The 16,160-nt window shown below is 58.7% G+C and carries 16 protein-coding genes; 6 read left to right on the top strand and 10 right to left on the bottom strand.

The features are described from left to right. The first annotated feature begins 70 nt into the window (after positions 1-70). The gene (locus ES815_RS15315) at positions 71-1,012 is read left to right on the top strand and encodes an omptin family outer membrane protease (protein WP_370649938.1); all 942 of its coding nucleotides are present in this window, start codon (positions 71-73) and stop codon (positions 1,010-1,012) included. 46 nt (positions 1,013-1,058) lie between these two features. On the opposite strand, the gene ES815_RS15310 is transcribed toward ES815_RS15315, so the two are convergent. Next, a complete protein-coding gene (locus ES815_RS15310) occupies positions 1,059-1,400 on the bottom strand; it encodes a RamA family antibiotic efflux transcriptional regulator (RefSeq protein ID WP_106992253.1) in 342 nt (113 codons plus the stop codon). A gap of 32 nt (positions 1,401-1,432) precedes the next feature. Beyond that, positions 1,433-2,536 (bottom strand): MBL fold metallo-hydrolase, encoded by a 1,104-nt coding sequence (locus ES815_RS15305; RefSeq protein ID WP_142488535.1) that lies wholly within the window; start codon positions 2,534-2,536, stop codon positions 1,433-1,435. Between the two features lie 190 nt (positions 2,537-2,726). On the opposite strand from ES815_RS15305, the gene ES815_RS15300 reads away from it, so the two are divergent. From ES815_RS15300 to nfsB, 3 genes are all read left to right on the top strand, one after another. Next, a complete protein-coding gene (locus tag ES815_RS15300; RefSeq protein WP_142488534.1) occupies positions 2,727-3,317 on the top strand; it encodes a TetR/AcrR family transcriptional regulator in 591 nt (196 codons plus the stop codon). Next, on the top strand, positions 3,307-3,678 hold the full coding sequence (locus tag ES815_RS15295; RefSeq protein WP_142488532.1) for an MmcQ/YjbR family DNA-binding protein: 372 nt from the start codon (positions 3,307-3,309) through the stop codon (positions 3,676-3,678). The genes ES815_RS15300 and ES815_RS15295 overlap by 11 nt, the downstream gene beginning before the upstream one ends. An 89-nt stretch (positions 3,679-3,767) precedes the next feature. Continuing rightward, on the top strand, positions 3,768-4,421 hold the full coding sequence (nfsB, locus tag ES815_RS15290) for an oxygen-insensitive NAD(P)H nitroreductase (RefSeq protein WP_142488531.1): 654 nt from the start codon (positions 3,768-3,770) through the stop codon (positions 4,419-4,421). 27 nt (positions 4,422-4,448) lie between these two features. Here the strand turns inward: nfsB and ES815_RS15285 are convergent, their stop codons facing one another. The 3 genes from ES815_RS15285 to ES815_RS15275 all read right to left on the bottom strand — a co-directional run bounded on the left by ES815_RS15285 (position 4,449) and on the right by ES815_RS15275 (position 7,104). Beyond that, a complete protein-coding gene (locus ES815_RS15285) occupies positions 4,449-5,039 on the bottom strand; it encodes a hypothetical protein (protein ID WP_142488530.1) in 591 nt (196 codons plus the stop codon). A gap of 164 nt (positions 5,040-5,203) precedes the next feature. After that, entirely contained in the window at positions 5,204-6,238 is a 1,035-nt protein-coding gene (locus ES815_RS15280) for a DUF2157 domain-containing protein (RefSeq protein WP_142488528.1), read from the bottom strand. Beyond that, complete coding sequence (locus tag ES815_RS15275) at positions 6,235-7,104, bottom strand: helix-turn-helix transcriptional regulator (RefSeq protein ID WP_142488527.1); 870 nt, start codon at positions 7,102-7,104, stop codon at positions 6,235-6,237. The genes ES815_RS15280 and ES815_RS15275 overlap by 4 nt, the downstream gene beginning before the upstream one ends. Positions 7,105-7,211: 107 nt before the next feature. On the opposite strand from ES815_RS15275, the gene ES815_RS15270 reads away from it, so the two are divergent. Together ES815_RS15270 and ES815_RS15265 are read left to right on the top strand one after the other, a co-directional pair. Further along, complete coding sequence (locus tag ES815_RS15270) at positions 7,212-8,648, top strand: MFS transporter (RefSeq protein ID WP_142488526.1); 1,437 nt, start codon at positions 7,212-7,214, stop codon at positions 8,646-8,648. A gap of 67 nt (positions 8,649-8,715) precedes the next feature. After that, the gene (locus ES815_RS15265; RefSeq protein ID WP_142488525.1) at positions 8,716-9,960 is read left to right on the top strand and encodes a mechanosensitive ion channel family protein; all 1,245 of its coding nucleotides are present in this window, start codon (positions 8,716-8,718) and stop codon (positions 9,958-9,960) included. A 1-nt stretch (position 9,961) separates the two neighbouring features. Here the strand turns inward: ES815_RS15265 and ES815_RS15260 are convergent, their stop codons facing one another. From ES815_RS15260 to pheP, 5 genes are all read right to left on the bottom strand, one after another. Next, complete coding sequence (locus ES815_RS15260; RefSeq protein ID WP_142488524.1) at positions 9,962-10,936, bottom strand: LacI family DNA-binding transcriptional regulator; 975 nt, start codon at positions 10,934-10,936, stop codon at positions 9,962-9,964. Between the two features lie 75 nt (positions 10,937-11,011). Further along, on the bottom strand, positions 11,012-12,154 hold the full coding sequence (locus ES815_RS15255; protein ID WP_142488523.1) for a Gfo/Idh/MocA family protein: 1,143 nt from the start codon (positions 12,152-12,154) through the stop codon (positions 11,012-11,014). Next, positions 12,147-13,172 (bottom strand): sugar phosphate isomerase/epimerase, encoded by a 1,026-nt coding sequence (locus tag ES815_RS15250; protein WP_142488522.1) that lies wholly within the window; start codon positions 13,170-13,172, stop codon positions 12,147-12,149. Before ES815_RS15250 ends, ES815_RS15255 begins: the two co-directional genes overlap by 8 nt. A gap of 14 nt (positions 13,173-13,186) precedes the next feature. Next, positions 13,187-14,425, bottom strand: a complete 1,239-nt coding sequence (locus ES815_RS15245) for an MFS transporter (RefSeq protein ID WP_142488521.1) — start codon at positions 14,423-14,425, stop codon at positions 13,187-13,189. Positions 14,426-14,683: 258 nt separating this feature from the next. After that, entirely contained in the window at positions 14,684-16,072 is a 1,389-nt protein-coding gene (pheP, locus tag ES815_RS15240) for a phenylalanine transporter (protein WP_142488520.1), read from the bottom strand. Positions 16,073-16,160 lie beyond the last annotated feature (88 nt).

Raw genomic sequence — 16,160 nt, 5'->3', positions numbered from 1 at the left:
CTAATCTTGTCCGCCCCTTTCACCACGTAACATTGCCGTTACGTAGAGTTAATATCAGCACAAGGATGTCATGATGCGACAAAAAGGACTGTCCCTATTTTTAATGTTATCCGCTGGCCTGCCGTGGGCCGGCGCGCAAGCGTCAATCATTAACTTATCCCCGGAAAGCTTTTCCGCAGCCTTATCTACGGGCATTCTCGCTGGCGAATCACACGAGCGGGTGTATAACGCCTCTACGGGCCATCAACAGAGCGAGCTGGACTGGAAATTAAAAAATTCGCCGGTGATTAAAGGAGAGCTCTCGTGGGACATTTTCCCGCGGCTCACGCTCACTGCCCGCGGCTGGACGACCCTTGCCTCCAGCGGATCGCATATGGATGATTACGACTGGATGGATCCCAACCAGGAGAGCCCGACAGACTGGTCAACCCATCCGGCAAGCCGCCTCAATCATGCCAACGAATTTGACCTGAGTGCCAAGGGCTGGTTGCTGAAGCAGGAAAATTACCGGCTTGGCGCAATGCTTGGCTATCAAAAAACCCGCTTTAGCTGGTCATCCCATGGCGGGACCTACAGTTACGGCAACGGCGAAATGACCGGCGAGTACCCGGATAACGATCGCGGTATCTCGTACAAACAGCGTTTTGGTGTCGCCTATGCTGGCCTTGTGGGAATGTATCGCTATGAGAATATTGAGATCAATGGTCAGGTCAGATATAGCCCGTGGGTACGCGCCAGAGATAATGACGAGCATTACGATCGCCAGTTCACCTACCGCGATGAAGCCAATAATGCCGATTATTATGCCGCAATGGTGGATGTGGGCTACTACGTGACGCCGAATGCCAAAGTGTTCGCGGAATTTAGCTGGACGCGCTATGACGAGGGAAAAGGCGGTACCGAAATCAGGGATAACCTGCTCGGGGGACCTTCCTTATATGTGCATGGCGATGCGGCGGGGATCGAAAACGAAAACTATGTTTTCGCCGTCGGCCTGCAGTATCGTTTCTAAAATAGTGGCCTTAAATATCCCCTCCCGCACGGGAGGGGAATGCGCATTAGTGCGCCCGGCTGTGGTTATCCTTGCGATACGCGCCAGGCGGCTGGTTGAAGGTACGGGTGAAGACGCGGGTAAAGGTCTGCTGGGAGTCAAAGCCGTAGCGCAGACAAATGTCGTAGACCTTTTCGTCTGACTCCAGCAGATCCCGCGCCGCCAGCCGCAGCTTACGTTCACGAATATAGCGCCCAAGGCTCTCGCCTTTATACTGCATAAACAGCCGCTGTAAGTGCCACTTGGAATAGCCCGCGTGACGGGCAATATCCTCGATCCGCAACGGCTGATGAAGGTTGTCGTCGATCCACTCGACAATGGTGTCGATAACCTGAGCGGAAATAGTCATGCTGCTCTCCCCCTCTGCTCTTCGATTTAACATTATTCCCACCACGCGCAAAATTGTTGCGTGACATCATCCACTCTGACCGGCTCACCGAGCTCCGGCGTCAGCAGGCGATACGGCTTATCCTTGCTGGCCTGCGACAGCTTGATCAGCGGGTCGTTCCAGGTGTGTTTTGCCAGCACAAAGCGCCCGGAGTGGCCCGGCACCACCGCCCGGGCATTCAAATCCGCAGCGGCCTGCGCCGTCTCATTAGGCTGCATGTGGATGTACTTCCAGTCCTGGTCGTACTGTCCGTTCTCCATGATCGCCAGATCGATGCTGCCAAACTGCTCCCCGATGGCGCTAAAGTGCGGGCCGTAACCGGAATCCCCGCTGTAGAACACCTTTTGCTGCGGGGTGACAAACATAAAGCTGCCCCACAGCGTCTGGTTGCGCTTCAGTCCCCGCCCGGAGAAATGCCGCGCCGGCAGAACGTGCACGGTCAGGTCATCGCTGATGCGCACCGACCGATCCCAGTCCCGCTCCTCGATGATTGACGGATCCATACCCCAGTAACGCAGATGCGAACCTACCCCGAGCGGCGTGACCACGCGCTTCACTTTCGGCATCAGCGCCTTGATGGTGGCGTAATCGAGATGATCGTAGTGATCGTGAGAAATAATCAGCAGATCGATGTCGGGCATCTCTTCGGCGTGCCAGGGGTACTCGCCGGCAAAGGCTTTGTTGAGGAAGGAAAAGGGTGCAGCGTAACTGCTGAACACCGGATCGATCAGGATACGTTTGCCTGCCAGCTGCAGATACCACGAGGAGTGGCCGAGCCAGACCAGGGTGTCCTGATTCAGGGGTAACTGGGCCAGATCGGTTTTAATCAGCGGCAGCGGCTGGGCCGGACGGGCGTTCTCACGCTTCGTCACCAGAAAATCCCACCACGCCGCCAGCATGTTCTTGTTGCCGGTAAACCCCGGCGTGGGCAGGGTGTTATGGAACTGACCGTCGCGATACCGCGGCGAAGCGGCAAACTCACTCAGCTGCGCGCCCTGTGGCGGCTGGCCGAATCCGGCATTCAGTACAAACGGCAAACTCGCCGCTGATGCAATAATCATCACTACCACCAGGCTAATAATAAAACGCTTTTTCATATCCCGACCCGAATTCGCGCCCCATCCGATGGCCTGCGCGGGCAAAACTTGATTATGAGTGAGTAAGCACTCATTATAGAAGTGATGCGAAAGTCGTCAAGACGTTTTAAGATCTTTGACATTCCGCGTTGCAGCCCCGCAAAGGGCATGATTCAATCGGGGTTTTTGCACATAAACTGGAGGAAATGCAGTGGCTCGTCCGAAAAGTGAAGATAAAAAACTGGCGTTGCTGGACGCGGCAACCACCGCTTTTGCCCAGTCGGGCATTGCGGCTTCTACCGCGTTAATCGCCCGCAGCGCAGGGGTGGCTGAAGGCACCCTGTTTCGCTATTTCGCCACCAAAGACGATCTGCTCAACGCCCTCTACCTGCACCTGAAACAGGATCTGTGCCAGACCATGCTGGCGAATATGGATCGTGCCCTCACCCAGCCGAAAGAGCATACCCGCAATATCTGGAACAGCTACGTTGACTGGGGGATCCGCAACCCGGTGGCCCACGGCGCAATACGCCAGCTCGGGGTGAGCGAGAAGATTAACGCCGAAACCGAACAGGCGGTACACGAGATGTTCCCGGAACTGCATGAGCTGTGCCGTCGTCATATCCGCCCGGTATTTATGTCAGAGGAATTTCGACTGTTTGGCGATGCCCTGTTCTTGTCGCTGGCGGAGACGACGATGTCCTTCGCCACCCGCGAACCGGCGCGCGCCGCCGAATTTAAGGCGCTGGGTTTTGAAGCCATGTGGCGAGCGCTAGCCGAAGAGGATATTCATGGACAGTAAAACGCTCGCCGCCTGCGCAAAGCAGGTGGCGCTGGAGTTGCCCTTTACCGAGCACTGCTGGCCCTTTGGCCCGGAATACGATGTGTTTAAAGTGGGCGGCAAAATTTTTATGCTGATGGGCGTGGCGCATGGACGCCAGCACGTCAGCCTGAAGTCAGATCCGCAAAAATCGCTGCTCAACCAGCAGATCTACCGGGGGATCGAGCCCGGCTACCATCTGAATAAAAAGCACTGGATTTCGATTTATGCAGCCGAAGATATCACCCCGGCGCTGCTAGCCGATCTGATCGATGATTCGTGGCATCTGGTGGTGGATAAACTGCCGAAAAAAGAGCAAAAACGTTTACGCCCCGGCGGTTAAGCGCTCTTAATGCCCTTATCTTTGTCCCCTTCCCCTTGTACCCTTTTCCCTTTCTCGCCCCGGTGGGCGATGTTAACCCAGGAGTAGTTATGGATATCATTTCCGTTGCCTTAAAACGTCACTCCACAAAGGCGTTTGATCCGAGCAAAAAACTGACTGCCGACCAGGCGGAACAGATTAAAACCCTGCTGCAGTACAGCCCGTCCAGCACCAACTCGCAGCCGTGGCACTTTATCGTCGCCAGCACCGAGGAAGGTAAAGCGCGGGTGGCGAAGTCCGCAGCCGGTGGCTTTGTCTTTAACGAACGCAAAATGTTGGATGCTTCTCACGTGGTGGTGTTCTGCGCCAAAACCGCGATGGACGATGCCTGGCTGACGCGCGTGGTGGATCAGGAAGAGGCCGACGGCCGTTTCAACACGCCAGAAGCGAAAGCCGCCAACCACAAAGGCCGCACCTTCTTCGCCGATCTGCACCGTGTCGATCTGAAAGATGACGACCAGTGGATGGCGAAACAGGTTTACCTGAACGTCGGCAACTTCCTGCTGGGCGTGGGCGCGATGGGCCTGGATGCAGTGCCGATTGAAGGCTTCGACGCCGCAGTCCTCGACGAAGAGTTTGGTCTGAAAGAGAAAGGCTTCACCAGCCTGGTGGTGGTGCCGGTTGGGCATCACAGCGTGGAAGATTTCAACGCCACACTGCCAAAATCTCGCCTGCCGCTGAGCACCATTGTGACTGAGTGCTGATACAAACGGGCCGCGATTTGCGGCCCGTTACTTTTTACTGATAACCAGGCTGCGATGCGGATGCACGTCGCTATCGTTACGCCAGGCGAACGCTATCCAGCGCTCTTCCAGTTCAGCGTATGAATTAACTGGCGTTAAGTGCCACTCTTCACCAACCGTGCCGTCCGCCACACCGATCTGATAATTCATGGTAAACGCCCAGTCGATCATCCGCAGCCAGAAGCGCTGTCCGTCGCCGGTTTGCTCGCTGTCTGATACCACAATGTCGTATTCGCTTAGCACCCACTGAAAGAATAATTGAGATAATCCGCTTATCACGCGTTGATGGACTGCGCGTGGCGTACGCCAGACCATCACTTGCGTAGCGGCACCGTGGGGAAAGGTAATTTCTTTATGAAATGCCAGCTTTACGGCATACGCCGTATAAGGCTTGCCGTCGTCGGTGGTGACGAGTCGGTATTCATCGCCATAACGCGATTTCAGGAGCAGGTACCCCACAGGAAGCAAAAAACCCGGCAGGTGAAACTCCACTGTACCCCTTGCCAGAAACGCTTCGGTATGTTCGACGTTTCGGGAGATAAGCCCGAGTTTTTGGCTGAAATCTGCGGAATCAATCATCAGTGGGACATGGCTGGTTTCTCATCGCGTAAGTATAGCCCACTTCACTACTCAGCTAAATGACGTAGATTCAGCAGGTTGGTTTACATTAAACCTCATCTTACACGCTCTGACAGCCCTCAACAGAAGGGGCTCCGGATCCCGGAAGCCCTCTCGCAAAAGATCTACTTCGCCCCGCTTCCCGCGTGCCAGATCCGCTCCGCATAGCGCCCGATCACCGCCAGCGATGCCGCCAGGATCAGGAAGAACAGCACCTTGTTCATCCCGTCCCAGAAGTATTCGAAATAGCGGGTATAGAGGTTGATCGCCAGAAACGTCAGGCCAAATCCGCGCAGCATGCCGTCGTCGGTTTTCAGGCTGATATAAATACAAATTCCGGCCGCCACCGCGAACAGCAGCGCCCACGGCAGCAGCGCCGCCCGGGTGGTGCCGTACCCGTTATCGATATCGTAATTGCCAAAAATCGACATGATCCACAGGGCAACAAACAGATAGGTCAGCCCCATCGCTTTACTGGTGGTATACAGATGGCGTTTACGCAGCATCCCGCGCAGCCACCAGCACAGCGCCAGCAGCGCGCCGCCGAAGAAGATAAACCTGACCGGATAGCTCATCCCCAGCCAGTAGGCGCCCCAGCCGGACATGTAGCCGGTCTCCGCGCCAAACCAGTTGCCCAGCGAGAGCAAAAAGAACAGCCACACCAGCCCCGAACGCCCGAAGAAGCCCACCAGCCCGTAAACGGCGCAGCCGAGCAGGAACAGCGGCGCGATATGGCCGCTACCGGTATCCAGCCGTTCCCCCAGCTGCCAGAGAGCAATGGCGGTGAAGAACACGCCGAGGAACAGAATTGCCTCGGTGCTGTAGTGCCACTGGGTTTCCCGCCGCTGGCGGCTGAATCCCCACAGATAAAACAGCCCTGCCATCAGCGCAGGCAGTCCGATGCGGGCGATGGAGGAGAAGGCGAAGAACTCGATGATGCGCGCCATCAGCTCGCTGTCGGCAAACAGGCTACCGATGGCGATGATGACGCAGGCGATTGCCGTCCAGAAGGCGTAGCGGCTGAGGCGCTGCCAGTCCATGGCGACGCGTTTTAAGCTGGCAGCCAGACGCTGATGCTCGTCGGCGGTTAATGCCCCCTCCTGTTGCCATTCGTTGAGGGCGCGGCGCAGGAGGCGTTCCTGTTTGCGGGTGACGTTCATTGTGCCTGCTCCGCCAGCCACGTCAGCGCGCGCTCGCCCTCGTCATCCACCGGCAGATAGACCAGCAGGCGGGAGCCGTTGCGCGGGGCGGAGTACCAGTACATCTGCTGGAGATGAAAATCGCCGAGTTCGGGATGGGTAAACAGCTTGAGCTGGTTTTCCACGCCGCGCACGTCGTTACGCTGGTGCCACAGGGCTTCAAACTCCTCGGACACCGCAAAGAAGCGCGCCAGTTTGGCTTCCCACTGCGGGTCACCCCGGTGCTCCGCCATTGCAGCGCGGAAATAGGAGACGAAAATCGGCAGCACGTCGCCGCGCTTACCGAGGCGGGCGCGCCACGCCGGATGGGTGAGGAACAGATAAATACAGTTGCGGTCTTCCGGCGGAATGTCATTGAAATCGACGCCCATCAGGTGCCCAAAGCTGTCATTCCACGCCACGATATCGAAGTTCGGTTTCTGGATGCTGGCGGGTTTCGGCATCAGGGTGTCGAGAAGACGACGGGTGCCTTCGCTGATCCCCTCGCAGCAGACCGCCTGGGGCGCTTCACCCGGCGGCAGGCCGGCCAGCAGGAAGAGGTGGCGGGCTTCGGTCGGGGTGCACTGCAGCGCCTTCGCCACCGCCGCCATCACCGTGATTGAAGGGTTGACGTCCCTGCCCTGTTCCAGCCAGGTGTACCAGGTGACGCCCACGTCCGCCAGCAGGGCCACCTCTTCCCGGCGCAGGCCTGGGGTACGGCGTCGACCGCTGCGCGGTAAACCAAGGCGCTGCGGGTCGAGACTTTCGCGTCGGGCGCGTAAAAATGCGCCGAGCTGTTTACGGGTGTCATCCTGAAGTGAGGTGACGGGTTCAGACATCAGCGCCATATTGCCCCCTGCATGGTAGTGCCAGTACCAGTATAAGCAAGAACTGGTACCCGTTTATCAGATGGTTGATGCTACGACGCTACGCTGTTTGACGCAATGGAGTCACCATGAATACGTCAGTTGTTTCACCGGGTCGCGCAGGCCTGATATTGCTGTTAACCGGCCAGATGCTGCCGCTGATTGATACCTCAATCACCAACGTGGCGCTGGACGCCATCACCCACTCGCTGCACGCCACCGCCACCGGGCTGGAGCTGATTGTCGCCCTTTACGGCGTGGCCTTTGCCGTCTGCCTGGCCCTTGGCAGCAAGCTGGGGGACAACCTCGGCCGCCGTCGTCTGTTTATGTGGGGCGTGGCGAGCTTTGGCCTGGCCTCGCTGCTGTGCGGCATGGCGGGCAATATCGAGCAGCTGCTGGCAGCGCGCATCGTTCAGGGCGCAGGGGCGGCGATGATCGTGCCGCAAATTCTTGCCACCCTGCACGTCACTCTGAAGGGCACTGCCCATGCGAAAGCCATCAGCCTGTTTGGCGGCATCGGCGGGATTGCCTTTATCGTCGGGCAGATGGGCGGCGGCTGGCTGGTGTCGGCGGATATCGCCGGGCTGGGCTGGCGCAACGCTTTCTTTATCAACGTGCCGATCTGCCTGCTGGTGCTGGCCCTGAGCCGTCGCTACGTGCCGGAAACCCGCCGCGACACGCCGTCGCGTATCGACTGGACGGGCACCGCATTACTGGCGGCGATCCTCTGCTGCCTGCTGTTCCCGATGGCGCTGGGGCCGCAGTGGCACTGGTCCTGGCCGCTGAAGGCTATGCTTCTCGCCATTATCCCGCTGGCGTATTTAATGGCGCTGAATGCGCGTAAAAAAGAGCGCGATGAGGCTCATCCGCTGATCCCGCCGCGGCTTATGCGGCTCGGCAGCATCCGCTTTGGCGTGCTGATTGCGCTGCTCTTTTTCAGCGTCTGGTCCGGGTTTATGTTCTGCATGGCGCTGACCATGCAGACCGGTCTGGGAATGGCGCCGTGGCAGTCCGGCAACAGCTTTATTGCCCTGGGCGTGACCTATTTTGTTTCGGCGTGGTTTGCCCCGCGCCTGATTGCTCGCTACAGCACCGGCACCATTTTGCTGACCGGGCTGGCAATCCAGATTACCGGCCTGCTGGCGCTGATCGTCACCTTCCGCATCTGGGGACTGGAGAACACCGCCCTGACTCTCGCCCCGGCCACCGGGCTGGTGGGCTACGGCCAGGCGCTGATTGTGAACAGCTTCTACCGTATCGGGATGCGCGATATCCAGCCTGACGATGCCGGGGCGGCCAGCGCCATCCTCAGCACCCTGCAACAGGCGGCGCTCGGCCTCGGCCCGGCGATATTCGGCGCGATTTTGCTCCACGCCCTGCACACCCATCGCGGGGATTACGCAGAGGCGATTAACGTCTTCCTGGTGGTGGAAACCGTCATGATGATCGTGCTGGCGCTGGTCACGCTGCGGCTGCGCCATCGCCTGTGCCTGCCGGTGGTGAAGACCTGTCAGGCGGTAAAATAGGCCTGGCGAATTTGCATAATAGATCCTCAGCCGCCATTATGGCGGCTGCTTTAATACAGGAGACGTTATGCAGGAGTTCATTTCCCTGGTCGAAGAGACAGGCATTGAAATTAATCACACCACCTCCCTTGTGATCATCTTTGGCATTATTTTTCTTACTGCCCTGATTATTCATTTTATTCTGCACAAAGTGGTGCTGCGGGCGTTCGAGAAACGCGCCCGGGCCAGCAGCCATTTATGGCTGCAAATCATTACCCAGAATAAATTATTTCACCGTCTGGCCTTTACCCTGCAGGGGATCATCGTCAACGTTCAGGCGGTATTGTGGCTGCAAAAAGGCAGCGACGCGGCGGAAATACTCACCACCTGCGCGAAGCTGTGGGTGATGGTTTACGCCCTGCTGGCGTTCTTCTCGCTGCTGGACGTGATTTTCAATCTGTCGCAGAAAATGGCGACCGCCTCGCAGCTGCCGCTGAAGGGGATCTTCCAGGGCATCAAGCTGGTGAGCGCCATTCTGGTGGGCATTCTGATTATCTCCCTGCTGATCGGCCAGTCCCCCGCCATTCTGATCAGCGGTCTGGGCGCGATGGCCGCGGTGCTGATGCTGGTCTTTAAAGATCCCATTCTCGGGCTGGTGGCGGGCATTCAGCTCTCCGCCAACGATATGCTCAAGCTCGGCGACTGGCTGGAGATGCCGAAATACGGCGCCAACGGTACGGTGACGGATATCGGCCTGACCACCGTCAAGGTGCGCAATTTCGATAACACCATCACCACCATTCCGACCTGGGCGCTGGTCTCAGACGCCTTTATCAACTGGAGCGGCATGTCGGCCTCCGGCGGACGGCGGATTAAGCGCAGCCTGAATATTGATACCACCAGCATCCATTTTCTCGACGAGCAGGAGCAGCAGCAGCTGATTCAGGCGAAGCTGCTAAAGCCCTATATGGCGACACGCCACGAGGAGATTACGCTGTGGAATCAGGAGAATGGCGAAGGCGAGTCGGTGCTGAACCTGCGCAGGATGACCAATATTGGCACTTTCCGCGCTTACCTGAATGAATATCTGCGCAACCACCCGCGTATTCGCCAGGATATGACCTTAATGGTGCGGCAATTAGCGCCGGACGCCAACGGGCTGCCGATTGAAATATACGCCTTTACCAACACCGTGATCTGGGCGGAATATGAGGCGATTCAGGCCGATATTTTCGATCATATTTTCGCGGTGATTGATGAATTTGGCCTGCGCATACACCAGACGCCGACCGGGAACGATATTCGCTCCCTGGCCGGCGCGCTGGCAAAATAGCTCAGGTACTGGCGCGGGAAATAAAGCGCCAGTTCATCATCACCCGCTCGGTCGCGGCGTCGGGGTTGTCGATTCTGTTCAGCAGCAGATCGACCGCCTTGCGCCCGATATCCCGCGACGGCTGTTCGATGGTGGTCAGCGAGACCATCTCCGACAGCTCCGTGCCGTCGAAGCCCACCACGGCAATATCCTGCGGCACGCGCAGCCCTGCCTTTTCGATGGCACGTAACGCGCCCGCGGCCAGGGTATCGGAGACCGCAAACACCGCGTCCGGGCGCGGTTCTGCCGCCAGCAGTTTGGTCATTGCCGCCATTCCGGCTGCGGCGCTGAGATCGCTCGCATACTCAATGGCCTGATACGACAGATCGCGCAGATGCAGCACGCTCTTGTACCCGCGCTCGCGCAGGCGGGCATATTTGTAGCTCAGGTCGTGGTTGATCAAAGCGATGCGCTGACGTCCGCCGTCGGCCAGGCGGCTGACCACATGCTGGGAGGCATCGACATCGTTAATCCCGACGCAGGAGACCGCCCCCGCATCGGCGTATTCGGCGCACTGCACCCAGGGGGCATCGCCAATCAGCGCCGCCAGCTCGGTGAGGCGGGTAAAGGCGTCCATGGTGATAATGCCGTCGACCATTTTGCCGGACAGCAGGCTCAGTCCCGAGCGGGAGCGTTCAATATCGGAACCGGAGTTACAGAGCAGAATACGGTAGCCATTTTTCTCCGCCTGCGCCTCAATGCCCTTCACCACCTCGGCGCAGAACGGGTTGGCAATATTGGAGACCATCACCAGGATCATATAGCTGCGCGAGGTGCGCAGCTGACGAGCCAGAAGATTGGGCTGGTAGTTAGCCTCTTTAATCGCCTGCAAGACGCGATCGCGGTTTTTGGCTTTGACGGTATCGCTGTTATTCAGCACGCGCGATACCGTCGCCACCGAGACGCCCGCCAGTTGGGCGATTTTCTGAATTGACATAGCGACGAGTGATCCTGCAGTTAGCGTTAGCAGCAGGCTACCATAAATGGGTTGCCCGGCGCACCGGGCAAGGAATTACTGCGCGACGCTGATCCAGCGCTGCTGCTGATGGCTTTTTACTATTGCATCAATGATATACATCACGTTTGCCCCGTCATGGAAGGTGGCAAACACGGGCTTATCCGGCATCCTGCCCGCCTGCACTGCACGATAAAACTGCGCCATCATGTTCTTAAAGGCGTCCGGCCAGCCTTCGATATGGCCGCCCGGGAAGTGGGCGCTGTCGGCCACGTCGCGGTTCATCAGGCCTGGATCGTCCGTCAGCGTCTGATTGGCCCGGGCGCGATGGCCCACCCACAGCTGCTGGGGCACCTCCTGATCCCAAGCCACGGCACCCTCGCTGCCGTTGACCTCGAGGCTGAGGCGGTTTTTTCGTCCTGCGCTCACCTGCGAGACGGTAAAGCTGCCTTTGCTGCCGTCGTCGAAGCGGAACAGCACCGAGCCGAAATCTTCAGTGGTGACGGGCTTGTCTTCATACACCGCATCGCCCGCCTGGCTGAAGGTCTGGTTCCCGGCCACGTTGGCCTTGCGGGTCGGCCAGACGATCGACAGGTCGGCCATCACCTCGGTGATGCGCCGTCCGGTCAGAAACTGAATGGTATCGCACCAGTGGGAACCGATGTCCGCCACCGCGCGCGATGCCCCGCCGAGCGCCGCGTCGACCCGCCAGTTATAGTCGGTTTCCAGCAGCATCCAGTCCTGCAGATAGCTGCCGTGAGCGGCAAACAGCCGTCCGAGCGAGCCCGCCCCGACCATGCTCGCCGCCTGGCGCACCATCGCAAACTGGCGATAAACAAAGCTCACGCCGTGCACCACACCCGCCTGCTCCGCCAGGGCCACCAGTTCCCGCGCCTCGTCCGGGGTCATGCACAGCGGTTTTTCGGAAAAGACATGCTTTCCGGCCCGCAGGATCTGGCGGTTGATCTCCGCATGGAGATGGTTTGGCGTGCAGTTGTGCACCACGTGCAGATCCGGGTGCGCCAGCAGTTCGTCCACGCTGCCACAGGCATGAGGAATGTTCAGCGCCCGGGCCTTCTCTTGCGCCTGTTCCAGCGAGCCGTCGCACAGGGCGACGACCTGTACGAAGCCGAGGCGGCGCAGGGCTTCAATGTGCGCCGGGCCGATAAAGCCGCTGCCGATAATGCCGACGTTAATCATGAAGTTCTCCTGCGGCGAAATCGTCAAACGCCCGATCGGAAACCGGAATAATGTGGCGGGAGATAAACTCGCGCCCTTCCCGCGCCCCGGTGTCACCGTCCTTCAGGCAACATTCCCACTCCAGCACCGCCCAGCCGTCGTAGTCGTACTGGGTCAGCTTGCTGAAAATGCCCTTAAAGTCGATCTGCCCGTCGCCCGGGGAGCGGAAGCGTCCGGCGCGGTTGATCCAGCTCTGATACCCGCCATAGACGCCGCTGCGCCCGTTCGGGCGGTACTCGGCATCCTTGACGTGAAACGCCTTAATGCGGGTGTGGTAGTGGTCGATAAAGGCCAGGTAATCCATCTGCTGCAACAGCAGGTGGCTGGGATCGTAAAGGATGTTGCAGCGCGGATGGTTGTCCAGAAGCGCCAGAAAACGCTCGAAGGTGACGCCATCGTGCAGATCTTCCCCGGGATGGATCTCATAGCAGAGGTTCACCCCCTGCTCGTCGAAGGCATCCAGTATCGGCCGCCAGCGGCGGGCCAGCTCGCTGAACGCCTCCTGGAAACGCGCCTCGTTATGCGGCGGCCAGGGGTACATAAACGGCCAGGCCAGCGAGCCCGAGAAGGTGGCGTGGGCGGTTAACCCGAGCCGGGCCGAAGCCGCTGCCGCCTTTTTGACGATATCGGTGGCCCACGCCTGGCGGGCGGCGGCATTACCGCGCACCGCCTGTGGGGCGAAGTTATCAAACGCCTCGTCGTACGCCGGGTTTACGGCAATCAGCTGCCCTTCCAGATGGGTGGAGAGTTCGCTGATGACCAGCCCGTGCTGCGCCAGTTTGCCGCTTATCTCATCGCAGTAGGTCTGGCTCTCTGCCGCCAGCTCTACGTCAAAAATCGCTTTATGGTTGCAGGGAATTTGCACCGCTTTATAGCCCTTTTCCGCTGCCCAGCCTGCCAGCCCGTCGAGGGTGTTAAACGGTGGTTGCCCGCCGATAAACTGCGACAGAAAAATTCCCGGGCCTTTAATCGTCCTCATACCACCTCCAGAAATTACGCCTTGTCATCTTCATATTTGAACGAGACAAGGAAAACGAGTGCAATCACAGCAGCAGCGACTGCCGGGATCCACCAGAATGTCACCCACGCCTCAGGCACGGGTTGCCCGGCTACCAGACGGTTGTACAGCGCGCCGGAAATTTGTGAGCCCAACAGCATGCCGATACCGTAAGTGAACATCACGATCATGCTCTGCGCCTGGCCTTTTACCTTTTCGCCCGCCACGCGGTCGGTGTAGATAAAGCCCACCACGAAGAAGAAGTCATAGCAGACGCCGTGCAGCAGGATGCCGAGGTACAGCAGGAAGCGCCCTTCTTCGCTCACGCCCAGGGCAAACATCGCGTAACGGACGAACCACGCCAGCATGCCGATCAGCAGCATGTACTTCACGCCCAGACGGCGGAACAGCAGCGGGATCACCAGCATAAAGAAGATTTCGGACATCTGGCCGAAGGACATGGCGGTGCTGACATCCGCGATCCCGGCATCCGCCAGATAGGAGGCGGTGTAGGCGTAATAGGTGCCCAGCGGGACGGAGATCAGCATCGCGCACAGGCAGAAGATAAAGAAGTGACGGGTTTTCAGCAGCGCAAAGGCGTCGGCGCAGAAGAGATCGCGCATCTTCACCGGCATCCCTTTGGCCGGAGCCGGCGTGTGCGGCAGGGTCAGGCTATAGAGCGCCAGCAGGACGGAGCTGGCCGCTGCCACCTGGAAGATGGTGACGCTGGAGGCCACGCCGGTGACGCCGATGAAAATCCCGGCCACAATCCAGCCGATGGTGCCAAACACGCGTACCACCGGGAAGGTTTTATCGACGTTCGCCAGGCTGTGGAAGGCGATGTTGTTGGTCAGCGCCAGGGTCGGCATGTAGCAGAGCGTGTAGCCAAACAGCAGGCCGATCAGCAGCGCACCGTTTTCCGCAATTAACGCGCCAGGGACGAACCACAGGATCGCCGCCCCGGCCAGGTGCATCACCGCCATCACCTTTTGCGAGGCGAAGAAGCGGTCCACCAGCATGCCGAGGACGAACGGCGACAAAATGGAGGCAATCGGCCCGGCGGAGAAGGCATCCCCGATCAGCAATGACATGTTGTGCTGAGTCATCACCAGACCGAGAGTCACCGACCAGCTACCCCAGATAAAGAATTGCAGGAACATCATCAGCGACAGGCGCGGCACCAGCATTCGGTGCTGCCCTATCACCTTTCCACTACTTTCAGTTGTTGACACCATGATCCGCCCCACCCTTAAAAAGTAATCGATTACAAATCGTATCAAATGAAAAGTAATCGATTACAAAATAAAGATCCCGTTGATCGATTAAGAAGTGGGAGGGGGGTCACGATAAAGGTGAGGATGGGTGCGGAGAGGTGCCGGATGGCGCTGCGCTTACCCGGCCTACGGGTTTTGTAGGCCCGTGCAAGCGAAGCGCCGCCGGGCATTGCAGTTTTCCAGGCCCGGTGGCGTTGCGCTTACCGGGCGAAAGCCGCACTACTTCTTGCGGGAGAGTTTAAACGCCACAAACAGGAACACAACCCACACCGGGAGCAGGATGGCCGAGGTGCGCATGCCGTCCATAGTGCACATCAGCACCAGGATCATCGCCAGGAAGGCGATACAGATGTAGTTACCCGCCGGATAAAGCAGCGCCTTGAACTGCGTCTCGCGCCCCTTGCGACGCATCGCCGCGCGGAACCGCAGGTGCGCCAGGCAGATCATGATCCAGTTCAGCAGCAGGGTCGCGACCACCAGCGCCATCAGCAGGCCAAAGGCTTCGTGCGGCAGCAGATAGTTGACCAGCACCACCAGCGAGGTGATGGCCCCGGAGAGCAGCAGCGAATTGACCGGCACGCCGCGACGGCTGACGCGGGTTAAAAATTTCGGCGCGTTACCCTGCACGGAGAGGCCAAACAGCATCCGGCTGTTGGAGTAGACGCCGCTGTTATAAACCGACAGCGAGGCCACCAGAATCACAAAGTTCAGCGCCGAAGCCACCACGTTGCTGTTCAGATCGTGGAAAATCATCACAAACGGGCTGCTGTCGGATTTCACTTCCACCCACGGATAGAGGGCCAGCAACACCACCAGCGAACCGATATAGAACAGCAGAATACGGTACACCACCTGGTTGACCGCTTTCGGAATGCTTTTATGCGGATCCTGCGCTTCGGCGGCGGTAATGCCGATCAGCTCCAGCCCACCAAAGGAGAACATGATCACCGCCAGCGACAGCACCAACCCTTTCCAGCCGGTGGCGAGGAAACCGCCGTGCTGCCAGAGGTTGTCGATGGTTGCCCGCTCGCCGCCGTGTCCGGAGAACAGCAGCCACAGGCCAAAGCCGATCATGCCGATGATCGCCAGCACCTTGATTAAGGCGAACCAGAACTCGGTTTCACCGTACAGGCGCACGTTCACCAGGTTTACGGCGTTAATGATGATGAAGAACACCGCTGCCCAGATCCAGGTTGGCACGTCCGGCAGCCAGTACTGCATGTAGATGCCCGCGGCGGTCAGCTCCGCCATGCCCACCAGCACGAACATTACCCAGTAGTTCCAGCCGGAGAGGAAGCCGGCAAACGGGCCCCAGTATTTATAGGCAAAATGCGCGAAGGAGCCTGATACCGGCTCTTCCACCACCATCTCGCCAAGCTGGCGCATGATCAGAAAAGCGATAATACCCGCGATGGCATACCCCAGCAGCACGGCGGGACCAGCCATCTGGATCGCGGGACCGATGCCGAGGAACAGCCCGGTGCCGATAGCGCCACCGAGGGCGATAAGTTGAATATGTCGGTTCTGTAAACCACGATGCAGCGTCGGTGTCTGTTCCGACGAGGCTTCAGCAAGACCCTTGCCTGAAGCGGATGACGCGTTTTTCACGTCTTACCCCTGTCTCTTTTTATGGAAGGGGCACCTTTTAACACTTCAGGCAGACGGGAGCAAGTTAAACGCCGGGCAACGGTTGCTG

It is taken from the genome of Leclercia adecarboxylata (assembly GCF_006874705.1).
GTDB lineage: Bacteria > Pseudomonadota > Gammaproteobacteria > Enterobacterales > Enterobacteriaceae > Enterobacter > Enterobacter adecarboxylatus_C.
Note: the sequence above shows the minus strand (reverse complement) of the source record. Positions and strands in the feature narration are given on the sequence as shown.